Genomic DNA, 19,275 nt, shown 5'->3' on the forward strand with positions numbered 1-19,275 from the left:
CCGGTGGTCGGGGTCGAACATACCCTTTAAACTATTGATTTATCAAGGTTTTTGTTTACCTTTGTGCAAAATTTGTGCAAAAAAATTTTCGGAGGTTTTTTCTGTATTACGGACAGCCGTATATCAAATTTTTTTATAATAAAATCACCAACACAAAAGGGAAGAAGAAAATGAGTAAAATCAGATCAACTTTATACAAACCGGAAAAGATTTTTAGGGATGTTAACGCGGTGAAAAACGGAACTATCGGAAAGTGTATAGCCCGACGTGCTGCCGGGAAAACGACTGGAAAATTATTAGGTAAACTATTCAAGTAGCCCGCCATTTGGTGGGTCTTTTTAGAATTGACAAGAGAACACACGTTCCTTATGATTGGTTTACAGAGGAGGCGATAACTTGAAATTTATAGACGTTACTCTTGACCATCCAGAAGTTGTAGCAAAAATGAAAATGACACAAAACACAAATGATGAAAGCGACATAAAAGTGTATATGATTCAGGGAACAGATACTATGTTTATTCTTCAGACTCATTCAAAAGGACAACACGGAAGTGTATCAAATCGTGAAAGACCTGTGAGAAAAGCAGAAATCAAGAAATTTATCACACGTAAGATGAAAACAAATTTCGAAAAAACTACAATTTATACAAGCTCATCCGGTGTGATACATATTTACGAAGAATTTAAAGAGAAAAGCCCTTCTCATTAGAGTTGGGCTTTACACATTGCATATCTAAATGGTGGCTTTTTCTTTATATAATAAATGTAACGTTCTTGTCTTACCTTCTTCCCAATCAACAAGCCCCTTTTTTCGCAACCGGTCAAGGTGACCTTTTGTTGTGCTTGAAGATTTTAAACCAACCCTTTCGCCTATTTCCCTAACAGAGGGCGGAAATCCTTTTTCTTTAGTTAATTCGTCTATAGCTTCTAATATTTGTTCGGATTTTTTCATAGTATCCCCCTTCATTGGTTTGTTTTACCTATGACAATTATACCAAACACTTATCAAAATAAGAACATACTTTCGTATAATTAGAAGAAAGCGTAGTGAGAGTGAGAAGAGCTCCTGAAAAACAACCATTAATCAAGCAGTTCGAACGAGTCTATATAGAAAATCCCCCTCACTTGTTTTAAAATGTAAATGGTCGTTTTAAAACAAGTGGGGGGTTATTATGGCTTTATTTATTTCATTATTTGCTGCTTTTATGATTATAGGAACACTTATAGGTGTATTAATGCTAATCCTAGGTAAAACAAGAAAAGCTGGACTTCGACTGGCTCTTTTTTGTATTATTACTTTACTTTCAATAGCACTAATTAATAAACTTTTTCTAAAGTACGAAAACGAACCAGTTGCCACCATTACTCCAGAAGAATATAAAAAAATAAAAGAAGGCATGACTTATGATGAAGTCAAAAAAATTGTTGGGGGCAAAGCAAAATCTGAAGAAAAAATTGGTGACTACTCATCAACAGATTATGATTTCGACGGAGAGGATGGCTTAGAAAGTCATGCAGCTGTATCCCTTCATTTTGTTGCTGATAAATTAAGTGTCAAAAGTGAATATGGGTTAATTACTAAAAGTGATCAATCAGAATTAAATGACGCATCTTCTGAGAATGAGACAAGCCATATTAGAAATAAAATCGAAGGTTTGGTCGATGAACATTTAAAGAACGTTTCTGTTGAAGACATTGAAGTCAATCAAGATTTTGGAAATGATAAAAAAGATCAATACATTGCGTTAGTTCACTTATCATTTGATCTTAAAAACTCATCAGCAACAACAAAAAAGATGATTGAACTGTATAGTGAAGATTTGGCTGCTCGCCTTGCTGAGGAAGACAGAAGTATTAGTGAACTTTCTGTATTTTGGAAAGCACCCTATATAGATGAAGACGAAACTTTAGCCAAATTCTCTTATAAAAGATCTGGTGAAAAAATGGTGACCAGTGAAAAAAATTATTCTCAACTCTTAAATTAAATTATGACCCCATTCGAAAGGATGGGTTTTATTTCTTGTTGAAAGCAGAACAAACGTTCCCTTATAATCATCTCAAGGAGATGAACACCATGAGAGATGACAACTTGAAAGATCGGGGATCAATCAAATGGACGGCCATGATGCTACCAGAGCATGTCGGCCTGCTTCGCGAGTTAGAAAGCAGCCAGGACAAAGTAAAAAGGCCGGTTCTTGACATGTCTCAGATCGAGGATATGGAAATGGTCATAAGTGAAGCAATGGAGTTTAATTATCCAGTTCAGTTTTCTGTATTTAAGCCGCTGCCAATGCTTAACGGACCGGAAACCGGGGAGATTGTTCAAATAGAGGGCCATATCCATTACATAAACCAGCTGCACAACACTTTCCATGTTGTGGATTCTAAAGGAGACACCAACCTTATTAAATTTAAGGATATTGTTGGCGTAGAAATGAAATAAGCCCTTCTGAAAAATGTGAAGGGCTTTTCTTCTGTATCATTGATGTGATGAAACGTGCACTGAATGTATATCAAATTAATTATTCCTTCAATAGCTACTTAATATTTATGTTATTAGGATGCTAACCTCTCCGCAACTTTATAAGAAGCATAGTCAGCTTGGACGTATGAGGAACCAATCGCGCCAACTGCACTTAATAAAAGAACGGCACAAATCAATAACTTAGATTTCATCTACAATCCCACTCCTTTGAATTTGTCTTCTTCCGTCGTATGCAATTCGGTAGAACTCACAGGCATCGCGAACTTTTTCTTTACCCTCTAAAACTTCTGCAGCGATGATACCATAGTCTTCCATATCAGCATACAGACCATTGTCTTTGAAGAACTTAAAGGACTCCCTGATTAAGTCTACATCATGAATCAAATAAAGCCCCTTTAGCATTTCAAGTTTTGCAAGATCGTATGTGTTGCGATTTTTTTCAGCCAATTCTTTCCCCTCAAAATAAAGGTCATCGACTGCTCTCCATTCAGCCTGCTTTGCTTTAACATGGGCAAGGTTAAACAAAGTTTTCGGTATAAAGCTGTGATTTCCCTCTTTATACACTTCCAGGGCTTTTTTGAGATGATTGGATGACTTTTCAAGTTCTTCAAGCTGATTATAACATATTCCAAGATTCAAATGCGATGAGCCAATTAAATGATCAGCACCGATATCATTTGATTCCTCAAGCGCTTTATGTAAATTGATTAATGCTTTTTCTGGATACATTTTGTCAATTAAATTCCCCGTTAAAATGAACTGACATTGGACTCTACGTTCTCCGTATGTGTCATATTTTTTGTATATATTATATGCACGGGTGGCATAATTCATCGAAAAAAACGTTTGTTTCATATGATAATACACTTCTGATGCTTTGAAATAAAATTCGGCTTTCTCCAATTCGTCGCACTCAAAAGAATCAAGTTGTTTCTCAGCATTTCTATAAAAATTCAGTGCTAGTATCAATTCCTTTTGTCTGAAATGGTACATCCCTGCAAAGAATTGATAATAATACTCCAACATTCCTTCTAGATTATTCTGATCCCTAATTTTCTTAAATTCATCAAAGCGTGCATCTAAATTCGCACCTGGATCAGAGTACATGTAATCAAACTGAAGATCATGCCGAAACTTCAATAAGTTATAATAGACAAGCACGTCTTGGTTCTCTTCCATTTGAGCTATTTCTTTTTCAACTTCTTTTCTAGTATCTTCTGCCTGACCAGGCCAATTGTTTTTTAAAGCGGTGTACCAAAAATTCATTTTTGTCGCAACCAAATCATAAGGTATGACGCTCACATATCCTCTTCCTTTCTCTCAAGATTGTAATTTTTCAGAAAAATCAATCAAGGTTATTTCCTTTTTCTTCATGGTAATCATTTTACAGAAAACATCAATTCTTGACAACAACAATCTAACGACACTATCTTTTGGTTTTTTTGACCTAATCATTATGATTCATTTTCAGAGATCCACAGGATTTTTTCCCCAATTGGTTTCCGTATAGTGGTAAACTTTATACTGATTTAACGAAAAGGATTAGAGGAGAATGCCATGAAGACGCTGGATGTTCAAGCGCTGCACCATGCAATTGATCAAACGCTCGAACAATTAAAACAACAATCAGACGAATTCGCCAAGGTCAAAAAGGCCGTTGAAGGGATCACATCACTTGATGATGCTTTAAAAGGAAAAGGCGGCGACGCGATCCGCGCCTTTTACGAGGAATGTCACACCCCTTTTCTACAGTTCTATGATGCTTTCATAGAGGAATACAGTTCCACGCTGAAGAAAATGAAAAGCGCGCTAAATTCTCTGGAACCCAACCATAACGGATTTATTTCACAGGCCTTTCTCGAACACGAGTTGGAGAACGGCTTAAATGCCGCTGATCGCACAACGAAACATTTGGTTTCTAAAACCAACGCCACGATCGCAAAAGTCAGTCATATCGTTGATTTACCGGATTTGAATGACAGCGGTTTTCATGAACAAAATCAGAAAGCGTTAAAGGAAATCAGCACGACTCTTGAAAAGCTGCATGCGTTTGACCGTGAGCAAACCAACGCCCTCAAAACGGCTGAAAACGATCTTGAGACGATGCAAAAATACATCGCGCGGCTCGAAAAGATGTATACCGGGCCCAAAATTGAAATCACCAGTTATCAAAAAGGCGCGATTTTAAAGCCGGATGAGATGGATACCTTGAGTGGAAATCAAGAAACAGCCATGGGTGCCATGCTGAAAAAAGTCGGAGACAAAGAAGATGCTGACGTAAACACTCTCGCCGATCCAGATCGTTTTAAAAAATTGGCGACACAAAAGGTTTCCAAAAAAGAGTACACTCAAGAGGAATTGAATGAACTGAAAAAAGATTATAGGGTATTTAACGATACGCTTTACCGGGCATACATAGATGGTGATACAATCGTCAAGATAGAACCCGCCTACACCCTTCCAGAGAATGTGGAAAAAAGCGACTTTGCTAAATATTTCGATACGGCGATGGAATTTACAGGTGTGTATGATGCAGTAAGAGCAGCGTTTGGATACGACCTTGCGACAGGCGAAATCGTTAAAGATAATGGTGATCGTTTGATGGCCGGATTGAGTGTCACCCCTTTCGGAAAGGCATTTAAGTACGGAAAGCGCGGCTTCAAGTTATTTAAAGGTGAAGAAGCTGGAAAGAAAGTTGCGAAGGTAGATAAAACACCTTCCTACGGCAAACAATCCGTACCAAAAGGTCCGTACCGTGAAGTAAATGGTTTCCCTGCAAAAGTTAAACCAGGAGCTCAAGAAAAACATATTCCTGGAACACCAAATTATAAACAAGAAATTGCAAATGGCAGAACCAAGAGTATCTTCTATGGGGATAATAAAAAAGCTCAAGAGTTGCTTGATAAATATGCTGGCACGGGAGAATTCCCAAGGAAGGGAAGGGAAGTTGTTGACTTCGGCCAAAAAATAGGTAAAGCATATGACATGAAAACTGGTAAATATATTGAAACTACCAGAGGAACAATACATTATTCAAAAGACGGTGCTCATATAGTTCCTGCAAAACCATTAGAACCATAAGAAAAGGATTGATACTCATGGAATATAACTCTTTAATAAAAACATTAGATGAATATGGTGGTAAAGAACTGCGATTAGAATGGAAAAATGGATTAAAAATTATCGGAAATCCAGACACACTTTACGAAACAGATAATGGATTAGAAGATGACGATATCAATTACACAGAATATTATGCAGTTGCGTTTAGAGTGAATAACATTATATCCCACCCTACTAATAACGAAGGCAGTGTATATGATTGGTTAAGGCAAGGGGAAAGCTCCTTGGTTGAAATCTCCCTTTATGATGATCCTCCAAATAAAATTTTAGTAGATGGTCAGACAGTATGGGAATTGGACAGTAACGAATAACAGTTAGCCCTCTTTTTATAGAGGGCCTTTTTATATTACTTCAACAACGCTTCAAGTTTCGCCTTTGTCTTCGGCCCGTAAATACCGTCGGCAAACAGTCTTATTTAACACGGATCTTTTGTCCAGCATAAATCTTGTTTGCATTCTTGATGCCATTCCAATTCTGCAGCGTCTTTATTGATGTGTTGAATCTTTTGGAGATTCCGGATAAAGTATCGCCGGATTTGATTGTGTAATACTGTTTTTTATTCGATGCTGTTGAAGCACTGCTGCTAATCTTTAATTTTTGGCCAACATAAATTTTATTAGGATCTTTAATATTATTCAAACTCTGAAGAGCTTTGACAGTCGTGTTGTATTTCTTCGCGATAACTGAAAGTGCATCCCCTTTTTTAACAGTGTAAACTGTCTCCGTTTTAACTGGCTTTTTGTTTGAAACAGGTTTTACAGTAGCAGCTTTTTCTGTTGTCACGGCCACCTGTGCCCGTAACCCGTCACGATAACAAATATTCATATCAACATTCCCAGAAATACCGGCGACCCTTCCACGATCAGAATACTGCCAGATATCTGCATCCCGGCCAAGTTTGCTGCTGTAACGAGCAACCCATAATGCAAAAGGCTTCAGTTTAGATTCATAAAGACAGTTCTCAAGGAAGGATTTGCCGCTGTAAATCATAGTGAAATAGCCGGCCTTTTCAATCTCTCGTAAGAAGGCAATTGCTGCATCTGTCAAAACTGATTTACTGACATTCCGCTGATTGACTTCAAGATCAAGCACAAGCGGATATGTGAGACGGACCTTATTAACAACTGACAGAAAAAACTTGGCTTCTGCCAATGCTTCTGACTTGGAACCGAATCTTGCAAAGTGGTAGGCTCCCGTTTTAATCCCCACAGCGTTAGCACCTGAAACATTCGTTTCAAATTTATTGTCCTTTAATGTTGTCCCTTCTGTTGCTTTGATAAAAGCGAATTTAATACCGTCCCCCGCAACTTTCTTCCAATTGATATTACCTTGCCAGTGTGATACGTCGATTCCTTTGATTCCCATTATTAAAATCCTCCTTTAAATTATTAAAAGGCTGCCAGCCGGCAACCTCATTTTGTTAATCCTTTTTGTTTCAGAACTTCTTTTTGCTGCTTACCTTTACCGGTGACATAGTTGTTTTTATACCAAGCGACCAAAGACGTAATGATGGTGAATGCCGCAGAGCCGGCCAAATACAAGGCGTCGGCCAGCGTATTGACCTGGTCCTCGCTGATCGGCAAAGCTGCCTTTCCAAACATAATCAAAGTCTGGTTTACCAATGCAATAAAAAGAAGCACCGTCCGGACGACCGTGCCTTTGTCTAAGTTTTTCATTTCGTGTTTTCCTCCTTATTTCTGCAATAGATTATAAAAGATAGCGATTGCGCCGCCGATGATGCCGGTGCTAACCGCTGTAATGATCGCGCCGGTGATGCTGCGCTTGATCCAAGTTGTGTTTTCCTCGATCTTGTTCAGTTTTTCATTAATTGAAATGATCTGCTGATCATGTCGGTCAGTCGTTCTTTCGAGGGTAGTGATCCGCTGATCTTGTGTTTTTTGATCTGCTTTAATTTCTGCGATTTCTTTTTGTAAAACATCATAATCATTCGGTTGTGGCATGTCCTGAAATCCTCCTGTTCTCACATCGTTTTCACCTCCTTTGAGGCAAAATAAAAACACCCTTATTGGGCGCTTGGCATTCCTAAATCCACACAGACGGCGGGCTTATCATAGCTCCTCCCCGTTATCTGTTCATACTCTGCCGGGGTGATCCAGTCGATTTTTACATACTCTCTCATCTCATCATCCGTGTAACACCCCCAATCATAGAATTGTTTTATATCCGCAAGCGTGGGATACTTCATGATGCCCCGCCCCCTTTTAATGCTTCAACATCGGCCTGAAGGCGTGCAATTTGCAATGAGAGCAAGGCATTTTGTTTTTTCAATAGATCAGTTATGTCTGGCTCAGGCTCCGGAGGCTGCAAGCTTTCAATGTAATCTTTTGTAGCCGTCTCCTTCCACACCTTTTCGTCCGGAAAAAACTTCGGAAGATATAAACCCGGGTCAAATGGAATATCTGTCCATCCATCCGGAATTTCATAGTTCCCTTGATCATCAGGCTGAATGATATCATTATCAATCAACAAGAACGTCTCTTTGTCATATTTAAAAATGTTTTTCATGACTTATCTCTCCTACAGGGGAATAATTTCGTCCAAACCATAAGAAGTTATGTTCTCGGATTTATCAGCGATTTGCCCCTCCAACCTCATATTTCCGTTTGTTTCGATATACAATTTAGTCATCCCTGTTGTACCGAATATAGGAACAAGTCTGCTGCGGAGCTGGTCAGGTCTATATGAAGCTGGTAGCGTCCCAAAAATCACGCCTCTATTGGTGATAATCTCGCCTTTTAAACACAGAAAACCGCCAACCACCGCACACATAACTTTTCTAGCCCCATGTTTCGCGCCGTTTTTCAAAGGAACCTCAGTCCAGGCAGGCTTTAGATCATTTGAAGTTGGAATCATGCTAAAGTCTGTCCAACCTAGACTATGATACCAATGACGAATGTAGATTCTCGGGTCCTTCGAATTTCCTGCTGGAAAGAAAACTTGGGCAAACCGATATTGAGTTGATTTCACATTTAAAATACCGCCATATGAACTCGGGTATCCTGTGGCTTCATTAGCTAAAAGCGGAAAAGTTGAGATTCCATCAGGATAATTATCTCCCTCATAAGAAGCATCTTGAAATGCTGAATCATTAATGAGTGTAACCTGCTTTGTCGTTACTTGATGAGGGTTCGACTGATTATTGATATGAGACTTTGCCCGGGACTCCGCCTCATTCCATTTATCCCGCTCCGCTGCCGTGATATGAATATCCGTATTTTTAGCATGAATGTCTGTGTATTCCTTTGCGCTTACTGCCGCTTTGTCAGTGTATTCTTTCGCGCTCGCTTCAGCCTTATTCGCCTTTTCCGTCGCCCCGTCTTTTGTTTCAATATTTTCAAACTCCGCAAATTTTGCTTTGATCTCATCAAGAGTTTGGCTGATCTCCGCCACCGTTTTGTTAATGCCAGCCCGGAGCGTTTCAAAATCATCAATATAATACTCCGCAACAGGCACGATGTTTTGATCTTCAAGAGTTTTCTCAATGTGGAAGGTAAAAAAGACCGTCGCAAGCGCCTGACCATTCGTATAATAAAGCTTGATTTCGGCCTTAACTTGGCCGTAATGCTTGAGTTCTTCGTCAGACAACACATATTCTGCTTTCCCGTTTACCTTGTCCGTCAGCGTCAGGCTGCGTTTATAAAACGAGTCATCCGCATACAGAAGGACAATTTTGGCGTCTACGGCCGAAAGGGGCAATGGAACGCCGTCTTTTGTAAAAGAAAAGGACAGCTTTGCGCTGCCCGTATCCTGGGTGAAAAATTGGATATTGGTTGATTGCGCGTTCGATTTCCGCGCGTTTATATCAAGTGATATACCACCTTGTTTATAAATCATCAATGAGCCTCCTTTACAGCTGCGGATACATAAAGACCAGGGCAACACCATATCCTTTATGATGAGAGTAAGGCTGCTTGATACGCATCACATAAAAGCCTGTTCCGTCTTCTGATTTAGTGCCAATGCCGCCTGAAGGAACGATGCTGTCCCCTGCCTGGACCGTATCATCAATCCTGACATAGACCTGGCCGACCAGCCCTACAACATGCCACTCGTCCCGCTCTTCTCGCGGAATATATTCTACATCCGGATCGTAATGTGGGTTTTCTTTCGGAACGAGTTCTTTTTGAATCACCACATTACCGTCTTTGTCTTCTGATTCAACGTCGATTTCTTCATAGATGATCCCGCCGAACTCATTTCTTAAATAGCGATCATTCCAATAAAAAGCTGCGCCGCCCATAATGACGCCAGCCGTCTCTGAAATAACGCCTAAAACCTTTTCACCTTTTTCTGCTTTCCTAATTTTATCGCCGTCCAACGTTACCAGGTAACCGGAATCAATCTTGCTGCCGTCTTTGGATTCAAAGTATTCAGCCAAGTCCTTTAAGTCGGAAACACTTTCAATACGACCGGTTCCTAAAACATTGCCAGCCTTTGCGTTTAGCTCTACTTTTTTATTTGAAGCCGATGGGCTCCCGGTGCCATATCCAAGCGCCACTGTATAGCTCTTATTATTTATGACAGCTTGTGAGGATAAAATTGTCCGGGATACTCCGTCCCCCTCAATCCTGACATTATTTGATGATCCGATGACAGACCGGCTTCCGTCTTTTGTTGCGGTCGATCTTTCAGAAGAACCGATCACCACATTCCGCGTACCCTGTGCCTTACATCCGCCGGTTGATCCGATGACAGCTGAAGCCTCTCCGGAAGCGACAGGATCACCGGAAGAAGCCGCAAGAAAACCAGTCTCTGATGTCGCATATCCTGAAGTTGTGGCAACCCTCGTTCCGCCTTTTAAGTTGTTTGGCACATAGTTATACTTTTGGCCTTTAATCATCGCCGAGTAATCATAACCCTCTGCATAAACACCCACAATATTGGCTTGGCTGTTTGGTGAGGTGATGCCATAAGCACCCTTGTCCCCTGTCATGATCCCATTGTTGATGTTAACGTTATATACTCCCCCGCCAATCACGATGCCGCTTTTGGCCGATTTATAAAAAGTGAAGTTCGAGATATTAACATTGTCAGTCCGCTGGTTGCCACCAAAAAGACGGATATCCGCTTCAGCTTTCTTAAACCCACGCACTTGAATTCCATTGAGTGAGATGTTTCGGCTGCGATATTGCAGTGCGATAGCGGGATAATTTTTATAATCGTATGAAGGATCACCGATGGCTGTAAAGCCGCTTACCACGACATTTTTATAGGCAGAAATGACAAGCGCACGCGGTGAAAGGTCCTTATACAAGGAATTAAATACCGGTTCAATCGCCGTGCAATCTGTTAATGTGACACCGTAAGCTGTCGTGCTTTCAGGGTCAGATGCTAAATGATGGCCGATATGACGGATATCGTATGACCGCACATCACGATAAGACACATGACCGATAACATGGACATTTTGAGCAGCCGGCCATTTGGCATGAGCTTTAACCTCCACGCCCCTGACATTTCCCTCAGAATAGCAATTCAGTATCCAGGCGTGCTTTGAACCGTCGTCAATTTCAATACCGTTGGAATTGGACTCCCCCTGTTTATGAGCTTTGCCGCTTGGATAAACACAATGTGAATTGGAGATGAAAATATATTCACTGTAATGTGTGGTAATCCCGTCATCCCCATATCCATAGGCAACACAATTATCAAGCCATATATAACGGCTCCCGTTCTTCGTATAATCGGTTGTTGGCAAATGATCATAAGTAGGAGCTGTAATATCAAAACCGTGCAGCCCTGGGTTTATCGCCTCAACATCTTTCACCCAGCCATATTTCACATTGGCAAGTGTTAAGCAGCTGGAATGTTGCCCGCCAGTCGCCCGAACTCCGCCTTGTCTATTCGGGTTCCAATCAAGCGACATCCCCTGTACAAAAATATTTCTGTTTCCCTTCTCATAGTCTGCATTTGTAATCACCCATTCACTTGCGGGCGTATCCTCATGAAGCTTGATGGTGGTGATACCTTTTCCCTTTCCATTCAAGTAGGTCCAAGATGGGAGCTTGATGCCTTTCACAATATAAGTACCGGCACTTAACTCAATTCGCACCCGGCCATTTCCTAAAGCCTGTTTGAAAGCCTCAGTGCTGTCGGTTTTTCCGTCCGGAACGGCCCCAAAGTCATCTACATACACAGTGCGCTTTATTTTTTGTGCGAGTCTATTAAATTCTAAGTCCAGGCGATCTTTCAATGTTTGAGCAATTTCTCCGTCAGTTGTCACCCGGGCGTCCACTACTTCTTTGACATCTGAACCGTCGTGATTTGTGACTAGGTTGGCAAAGCGTGCTGATAAATTTTTCAGACGGTTTCCAACAGTAAAGCCGCCGTGGTCGATTTGTTCCGACGTGTGGGCGGCTCTGGAAGACTCATGTCTTTTCAAATTATAATCGTGATCATTCAAGGCATTTTCTATGGATTGCATATCTTCACTTAGCTGGGATTCATAAAGTGAATTACGAGTTTTATTGTAGTGCTTAATCAGCCGCAACATGTCCATCACTCCCTTTTTGGCAAAATAAAAAAACGCCTACCTGAGCGTTTTAAAAAGCTGGTCAATATATCGTTTTTGATCTCTAAGCCTTTTCGCTTGATCCACATTTATGCTTTGGATATCTTTGCGGAAGTTCGCAAACGTCAATTTTGGGCTGCTGTATGGGTTCAACGGATTGTACTGAATTGAAATCAGCCGAACATCGTCTTCAAACATGATCCCTGATGCTGTAACAGCCAAGACATGGATGGTGTCGCCTTTCCAGAAATCTTGCTCGATCTCTAAAAGCTTCGGCTCATAGATTTTTTGGAAATCTGCTTCTACCGTCATTTCCGGATATGGATTCACATGCCTTTTTAATGCAGAAATCATACTGCTGGCTTTTTTATAGCGCTCATCCCTGATCGGTTCAGCCCAGCGTGGCTTCCCTTCAATCAAGAATTTCTTTTCGTCTGGATGAATGTATAAAATAGGCTCAAACTCGTACTGAGGGTTTTTGTCATCAGTACTGCTCCCCTTTTTTAAGGCCCCGTATCCCCAGGCACGTGTTGTACTGTTTTGCGAGTTTGTTGTAATTGAAATGCCGGGCATATTATAGCGCGAATCTAGGGTGAAATTAATCCGTTTCCCCATCTTTTTGTAGATATAAATTTTGTAATTATCCACGTCTATTTCAATCCCATAATCCTCAATGATTTCATCCATTAGCTCTGTCGAGTTTTTATCACCGAAATTTTCTTGATCTGCTGATTCAAATTCACTCTCCGGCGTCTTAAAAATATATTTGAAGTCTGTATTCTTCAGAGCAAAATCAAGCGCATCTCTCAATCTTAATTTCTTTGATACAGTTTCATGAATCCTGTTGTTAATAAGCAGCACAGTGAATATGTGGCTTGCTGTAACGGTTTTCCTTATGACATTTTTCTCTTGATGAAGTTGGACACCCGTAATGTAATATTTTTGGTGATTGAATTTTTTCTCGTCCAAATAAAGAATATTGTCATCCACCAATAAATCAAATTCTGTACCGTTTTCCTGCGTTTTTGTGATCGTAAAGGTAAAACTCTTTTTGCCAGTCGTATCGTCCATCAGATCGACGGAAACGCCCGTTATTTCCACAACGCTCTTTCCGTCTTTCGTTGAGACATGCAACTGTGGAAAATCAACATCTGTCGGCAGATTCTGATTGAGTGTTATATCTTTCCCGTCATATTCCTTGCTTGGATACCCCGGGGTAGGATTCGGGTTTGTAGGCTCGTCAGGTCCATCTGGCACCCCATCCACAGTGTCATATTGTGTTAGATTGTAGGTTTGGATGAGGTTATTCAACTTTGTTGCATAGTTGGGATCGGAAGCATAACCAGCTTTAATAAGTGCTGCTGTTGCTTTTTTGTAGTCTTTTTCCCCGACCACAGCTTTATACTGATTCGGGTTCCAGCTCGTTCCGTTCACATACAAATTAGCTAGGTCTTGAATTGATTCAGTCCAAGATGGATATTTCCGAAACTTGGCTTGTACACGAGTTGGATTCTCGTTCTTATCATATTCAGTCGTCCACATAAGAACATATTGACCGTTATAAGTCCCCTTGATGCCGAATAAGTTTTTTCCTTTCTGCGCCAGCTCACTTGTACCCCATCCGCTCTCTAAACAGGCTTGAGCAATAATGAGAGACGCGAGAATATCATACTTTTTATAGACCCTTTGGGCGTCCGGTGCAATTTCCTTTATAAAATCTGTATTTGCCATATTGCATGCTCCTTACGCGTAGTAGAAACGGGTATCGAATATGATTTCAAAATCATTGGTATTCTGGATTTCAAAATCATTCATTCCTATATCGAGTCCCGGGAGCCTGCCGGATGTTTTGATAGGTGTTTTATTGATCACCGTGTATTGCTTGATAAAAGAAACGCGCTGTGATTTTTTTAATTCCTGTTCAATTTTCAGTTTCTCACCATTTGTATGGTTGATGATCGTCACATTTTTTCCGGCCGCCCATAAGGTCACATTATAGGCATGTTCCAGAGGATTGATATAGGCATCACCGGTGTTATAAACCTGAAACCTCTTTCGATTTTTGAACCTGTATTCCAGATCGTCACGCATGTGAATATTCATTCCCGGACTCCAATGTTCTCCATCAAAATTCTGCTTTGTCAAAGAAGTGAATTTGGATTCTGCCAGTCCAGTGATGTTGTTAAATTCAACTGTGAACGTTACAAAGTTTTTCTCCTTTTCTTTTGGAATACTAAATTTCCCATCACAAGTTACACGAAAACGGAGATTCGGCAATAAATCGGTCGAGATATAATAGGGAAACGGCTTGACTAAAAGCGCGTAAAGTTCCCGCCTAAATTGATAAAAGTTTTCAGCGATGACTGAATTCAAATAAAATTCAACGGTTATTTTTCGTTCTGTATATGTGACATCCCGAGGATGCTGCGGAAGGATAACTCCGTTTATTCTGGGTATGCTAACCGTTTCACGATCAATCCCAGGTGCTTCAGGTGTGAAGCTTAAAGGTTCAAAAAAAGGAAGCAGGCTTTTTAAACTCTGCTCCCCAAGTCCATTATCGTAATCTAGGAATAATTTCACTATCTCACCCCGTTTATGAATGAAGTTCGATTAAACCGATCACCGGCTGATTGGTCAATTTTCCTGCCATCAAGATATGTGTTGCTGTCTTTTAGTAAAAGCTGCTGCAAGAGCTGCACATTTTTATTTAGAAAATCAATCTGCTTTGCCATCATACTGATTTGTTTTTCTTGATTCTTTACAACACGGCTGATGTCTACAGAAAGATCATTAGGGGGTGGCAGCTCCTGTTCAGGCTTTGCCGAAACTTTTTGAAGCAGGAGAAGTGCTTTTGAAATCATCCCATCCTGCAAATCCGGAAGTACGCCAAGCTTGCTACCGATACGAGCCCATAGTCCAATATTACGCTCCCTGTATGAAGGGTCTTCCGTGATCGTTGTTTCATCATACCCTCGTTCATTTAAAATGGCCCATTTTGAACCGCCTTGACCAGGTGAGATACCGCCTTTTGCATAACCAACATAGCCGCCACCCCGGGCCATTGATTTTAAACCTGGATGATTGCTAATGTCGCCATATCTGCGCTTGATATAGTTAATTGCAGCCAACGTATTATCTATTGGATTCAAAATGTTATTATGTCCAGGAAACTTGTTGGCGTTAAAAGTACCCGGGATCGTCTGCATTAACCCCTGTGAGGGATGGCCTGCTTTCGCATTGGAATCCCATAAGTTGATAGCATTTGGATTTCCGCCGCTTTCCTTCATGGCGATGGTCACAAGCCCTGGAATCCATGAAAGAGGCACCCCCGCTATACCAACAGCCTCTGTAACCCATTGGTTTACGGCTTTCGTTCCGCCAGTCCCTTTAAATGTGGACGGCTCTGGCATGACTCCTTTCAAAAATTGAGCTGCACCATTTTTTAAAGTCTTGAGTATGCCGGTACCAAACGAATCAATGCCTTTTCCCGATTTATACGGGATCAGCCCACTAAACAGTTTTTTAATTAATTTTCCTGGGCCGTTGATTATCAAATCCATAGCGCTTGAACTAACATCCCCGACTTTATCAACGACACCTTTTCCGAACGAAATAGCTCCGTTGACCATTTTCTTAGAGCCTTCAGCGGCTTTTTTAAAAAAGTCTCCGACACCGCCGGCATATCCAGGAAGACCTGAAGCCGCTAACTCTTTTGATTGATCATGGGGGAGCACAGATGTGCCACGCGGCAGATCCCAAACTTGCGGGCCGCCCATCCCGACAACATACGTTCCGATGCCTGGTGTATGGGCCAGTTCCCATCCTTCTTCACCAACAAGCGCTTTTCCTCCAGGGTGAAAGTCTGTACCTTTCGCATATGCAGCTCCTGGCGCCATTTGCATTTTTTCAGACCGGCCATTGTAACCTTTAGGCTTCCACTCTGGAATGGTTGGGATATGCATAAATTCAAGAACCGTGTTAATTCCACCGGTAATCTTATTAACAACACCAGCTAAATCGAGAACAAAAATATCCCATTTTCCAAGGACTTCGCCTGTCTCAAAATCAACTTGATCAAGATGTCCATAAGCTTGAAGCTTTGCCTCCTTGACTACACCTTGATGCGTCTTTTCTGCTTGTTTGATTGTTTTTTTGGCTTGGCTTTTTGCTTTTCCAACAGTGTCATCGTGCTCTTCCTTTGAAATTGTGCCTTTTACATAATACTGATCATCAGCAGCAGCAATAACGGAATCGCGTTGCTTTTCGGCTGCTTTTATTGTTTTTTCTTTTGCTTTATTACTATTTTTCACAACAGCAGCAGCCTGTTTAGCAGATAAGTTAGAGGATTCTTCCTTCAGCTTCCTTGAAATTTTAATTTGTTCGTCCTTGCTTCGAGTAAGAGCCGTCTCCATTTGAGCCAACATTTTCCCCTGTATCTCTGCTATTTCTCTGTTTTCCTTCGCTGTTGTTTTTCGATTTTCTTCAGCCGCGGTTCTGTAAATTTCATTTACCCGATCCACATAACCTTGTATTTCCTTCTGTTTCTTATCATTTCCACTTTTGATTTTATTGAGGATTTTAGCTGCTTCTTTATCTGAGGTTTTATCATTTGAAGCATAAAAATCCTGTAACACTTTGGTGGCTGAATCGGCACTTGTTTGAAATCCCTTTTTCAACGAGTCTCCCATTTCAGTGAACTGTTTTGTCACATCATTAGCAATATCCTTGGTGATCTTTGTATTTGTCGCTCGAAGGGTATTGAGCTTTGCCGTAACTTTGATATTCATATCTTCATAAGCATTCACAGCTTTTGCCGTTGACTTCGATACGCCCTCACCAAAGTCAATAGTCGATGGAAGAACCCTTTTCTTCAGATTGTCATAATACTTTGTACCGGCTTCCGTTAAAAGTGTCACTCCTGTCACGGCAAGACCAACAGGACCACCTAACAAGCTCAATCCGCCACGTAAAAGGCCGACGACTCCTGCTCCTTTTTTGAGAATGTTGAATAGACCAAAACCGCTTTTTGCTAATTTCATAAAGCCGCCAGCGCCTTTAATTGCATTGGCTCCAACCTTTAAAATATTCCCACCGAATTTTAAGAGCTCAGGAGCAAATGAAAGAATTAGCCCGGCAATTGAACCAACTGGCCCACCAAACAATCCAAGACCAACGCCGGCAACACGTGAAGCACCGCCTAGACCTCGCATGGCTTTAGCACTTCTGCTGGATGATTGTTCAAGCCTCCCGACTCTGGTTGTTGCCAGATTGGCTGACTGATGAAAACGCCCCATTCGTGTGGATGCTGCTGCCGCTGCCGCAGATGTTGTTGTCATTCCTGCAGCCGCTGTCCTGGAAGCTGCGCCCGCTGCAATGGCTTCCGTAGAATAAACGCCAAGACTGACCGATGCTTGATTTACATTCCGCGTTAAATAGCCGCCCGCGGTCCGAAGCATATTCCAGCCTGCTGCTACTTTTGGCAAAGAGCCCAACAACAGTAAGAACGCGCCGCCTAAGAGGGAAAATACAGTGACTGCACCGCCAGTAATCGCAATGGTACTCGCCACAGAAGGGGGCAATGAATCAAACCAGGTTACAAGCTTTGTTAGTCCGTCAGCTGTAGCCCGGATAACAGGCAAGAACTGATTTCCAAAAGTGATAACAGCATTGTTTGTAGCAGATTTTAGATACTCAATAGATCCAGCCAGGTTGTCCATTTGCTTTTTGGCTACTCTTTCAGCTGTACCGCCGCTTCCTTCAACTTCTTTTGTGAATTCTTGAAGCTTATCTTTCCCGGCGTGCATTAAGGTAATAAACCCGGAAAGCGCATGTTGCCCCGCCAGCTGTTTGGCAATACGAATTTGCTCAGTTTCGGTATAATCTTTTGTTTTCTCATTGATTTGTCCGATAATATCAGCAAGCGGACGCATTCTACCGGTTGAATCTGTAACTTTTAGACCCAACTCTTCAATCGCTGATGCAGCTGGTTTTGGTGGTGCAGAGAGTCGCGTCAAGGTAGACCTTAAAGCCGTTCCTGCCATATCGGCTTTAATCCCGCTGTTTGCCATGATACCGGTTGCCGCCGCCAATTCCTCCATACTGACTCCCGCTGTTTTTGCGGCCGGCGCTGCATATTTCATTGTTTGCCCGATTTCTTGCAGGGTGGCGTTTGAATTCGTAAAAGTATATGTCATTGCATCCGCAACACGGTTTGTATCTTCAGCCTTGATATGAAATTCAGTCAAAATGTCAGAAACGATATCGGCCGTAACTCCAAGGTCTGTTTGACCAGCTGCGGCAGTCGCGAGAAGGCCAGGCATAGCCCCGATAATTTGATTTGTTTTATATCCGGCCATCGCAAGGTACTGCATACCTTCTGCTACTTGCCCATCTGTATATTGAGTTGTTGCACCCAAATGACGGGCTGTTTTTGTAAGCTCACCCATTTGATCATTTGTCGCATTTGCCAAAGCACCGACACGGCTCATCGCTTTCTCAAAATCAGCGGCAGCTTTAACAGTCATTCCAATCCCAAACGATCCCGCTGCACCGATTGCAGAAAGAGCCTTTCCGGCGGTTGTGGCTGATTGATACACCGCGTTTAGCTCTTTAGATACTTCTCCTGAATTGCGCTTAAACACAGAAAAAACACCCGCTGCTCGCCGGGTGCTGTTTGTGGTATTTTCAAATAGTTTTGTTACTCGTTGCAGTTCATTTCCAAGGCTTTGATGAACGGCAATGGCATCATTCAGCCGGCGACCTTGTATCTGCGTTTCTCGGTTGTCCAGCCCTTTTTCTCTGACTAACTTATTGTATTTTGTTCGATGCTCATCTACTAAACGGCCTTGTATGCGGTATTTGTTATTGAGTCCTTCTACTTGCGATTGAAGAAACTTTGACTGATTTCCCGCAGCTTTATAAACTGCACCGGATGCTTTCATTTCCGAATTCGCTAAACGCATTTGCCGCTTTAAACCTTCGATTCCACGATTAAAGCCGGTATCATCAAGGCCTACTTTAACAATCATATTTCCGATAGGTTGCGCCATATGTATCCACCCCGCTTCCCTGGCATAAACTCAACGAAAAAAGACCGGCGATAAAGCCAGTCTTAGAAAAACACTTGATCAATT

At 41.6% G+C, this 19,275-nt stretch carries 17 protein-coding genes; 5 read left to right on the forward strand and 12 right to left on the reverse strand.

The features are described 5' to 3' along the window. Window positions 1-396: 396 nt before the first annotated feature. Complete coding sequence (locus KI350_RS15490; RefSeq protein WP_075213783.1) at window positions 397-711, forward strand: DUF1827 family protein; 315 nt, start codon at window positions 397-399, stop codon at window positions 709-711. A gap of 24 nt (window positions 712-735) precedes the next feature. Here KI350_RS15490 and KI350_RS15495 read toward each other — a convergent pair whose 3' ends face one another. After that, window positions 736-954: a LexA family protein gene (locus tag KI350_RS15495; RefSeq protein ID WP_031305060.1), complete on the reverse strand. Its 219-nt coding sequence runs from the start codon at window positions 952-954 to the stop codon at window positions 736-738. Window positions 955-1,174: 220 nt separating this feature from the next. Here KI350_RS15495 and KI350_RS15500 point away from each other — a divergent pair, with 220 nt between their 5' ends. After that, the gene (locus tag KI350_RS15500; protein WP_075213440.1) at window positions 1,175-1,987 is read left to right on the forward strand and encodes a hypothetical protein; all 813 of its coding nucleotides are present in this window, start codon (window positions 1,175-1,177) and stop codon (window positions 1,985-1,987) included. A gap of 89 nt (window positions 1,988-2,076) precedes the next feature. Beyond that, on the forward strand, window positions 2,077-2,445 hold the full coding sequence (locus KI350_RS15505) for a YolD-like family protein (protein WP_080618531.1): 369 nt from the start codon (window positions 2,077-2,079) through the stop codon (window positions 2,443-2,445). 222 nt (window positions 2,446-2,667) lie between these two features. Here KI350_RS15505 and KI350_RS15510 read toward each other — a convergent pair whose 3' ends face one another. Next, complete coding sequence (locus KI350_RS15510; RefSeq protein ID WP_071583847.1) at window positions 2,668-3,789, reverse strand: Rap family tetratricopeptide repeat protein; 1,122 nt, start codon at window positions 3,787-3,789, stop codon at window positions 2,668-2,670. A gap of 255 nt (window positions 3,790-4,044) precedes the next feature. On the opposite strand from KI350_RS15510, the gene KI350_RS15515 reads away from it, so the two are divergent. Continuing rightward, a complete protein-coding gene (locus KI350_RS15515) occupies window positions 4,045-5,568 on the forward strand; it encodes a T7SS effector LXG polymorphic toxin (RefSeq protein ID WP_065644214.1) in 1,524 nt (507 codons plus the stop codon). A gap of 17 nt (window positions 5,569-5,585) precedes the next feature. Beyond that, complete coding sequence (locus KI350_RS15520) at window positions 5,586-5,921, forward strand: hypothetical protein (RefSeq protein WP_016886588.1); 336 nt, start codon at window positions 5,586-5,588, stop codon at window positions 5,919-5,921. A 100-nt stretch (window positions 5,922-6,021) separates the two neighbouring features. On the opposite strand, the gene KI350_RS15525 is transcribed toward KI350_RS15520, so the two are convergent. From KI350_RS15525 to KI350_RS15570, 10 genes are all read right to left on the reverse strand, one after another. Then, the gene (locus KI350_RS15525) at window positions 6,022-6,975 is read right to left on the reverse strand and encodes a glycoside hydrolase family 25 protein (RefSeq protein WP_065644215.1); all 954 of its coding nucleotides are present in this window, start codon (window positions 6,973-6,975) and stop codon (window positions 6,022-6,024) included. Window positions 6,976-7,022: 47 nt separating this feature from the next. Next, window positions 7,023-7,286, reverse strand: a complete 264-nt coding sequence (locus tag KI350_RS15530; RefSeq protein ID WP_003185319.1) for a phage holin — start codon at window positions 7,284-7,286, stop codon at window positions 7,023-7,025. A 15-nt stretch (window positions 7,287-7,301) separates the two neighbouring features. Then, window positions 7,302-7,571, reverse strand: coding sequence for a hemolysin XhlA family protein (locus tag KI350_RS15535; RefSeq protein ID WP_075213459.1), 270 nt, complete (start codon window positions 7,569-7,571; stop codon window positions 7,302-7,304). A gap of 62 nt (window positions 7,572-7,633) precedes the next feature. Further along, window positions 7,634-7,816 (reverse strand): XkdX family protein, encoded by a 183-nt coding sequence (locus KI350_RS15540; protein WP_075213438.1) that lies wholly within the window; start codon window positions 7,814-7,816, stop codon window positions 7,634-7,636. After that, complete coding sequence (locus KI350_RS15545) at window positions 7,813-8,136, reverse strand: hypothetical protein (RefSeq protein WP_075213437.1); 324 nt, start codon at window positions 8,134-8,136, stop codon at window positions 7,813-7,815. The genes KI350_RS15540 and KI350_RS15545 overlap by 4 nt, the downstream gene beginning before the upstream one ends. Window positions 8,137-8,148: 12 nt before the next feature. Further along, window positions 8,149-9,465 (reverse strand): phage baseplate upper protein, encoded by a 1,317-nt coding sequence (locus KI350_RS15550; RefSeq protein ID WP_075213436.1) that lies wholly within the window; start codon window positions 9,463-9,465, stop codon window positions 8,149-8,151. 13 nt (window positions 9,466-9,478) lie between these two features. Next, entirely contained in the window at window positions 9,479-12,124 is a 2,646-nt protein-coding gene (locus KI350_RS15555) for a peptidase G2 autoproteolytic cleavage domain-containing protein (RefSeq protein ID WP_075213875.1), read from the reverse strand. Between the two features lie 36 nt (window positions 12,125-12,160). Beyond that, a complete protein-coding gene (locus tag KI350_RS15560; protein ID WP_075213434.1) occupies window positions 12,161-13,873 on the reverse strand; it encodes a phage tail protein in 1,713 nt (570 codons plus the stop codon). A 12-nt stretch (window positions 13,874-13,885) separates the two neighbouring features. Further along, window positions 13,886-14,722, reverse strand: a complete 837-nt coding sequence (locus KI350_RS15565) for a phage tail family protein (protein ID WP_075213433.1) — start codon at window positions 14,720-14,722, stop codon at window positions 13,886-13,888. Next, on the reverse strand, window positions 14,722-19,191 hold the full coding sequence (locus tag KI350_RS15570) for a phage tail tape measure protein (RefSeq protein ID WP_043054230.1): 4,470 nt from the start codon (window positions 19,189-19,191) through the stop codon (window positions 14,722-14,724). Before KI350_RS15570 ends, KI350_RS15565 begins: the two co-directional genes overlap by 1 nt. Between the last annotated feature and the right edge of the window lie 84 nt (window positions 19,192-19,275).

The sequence above is a fragment of the Bacillus sp. J41TS8 genome (genome assembly GCF_018333035.1).
Lineage (GTDB): Bacteria > Bacillota > Bacilli > Bacillales > Bacillaceae > Bacillus > Bacillus paralicheniformis.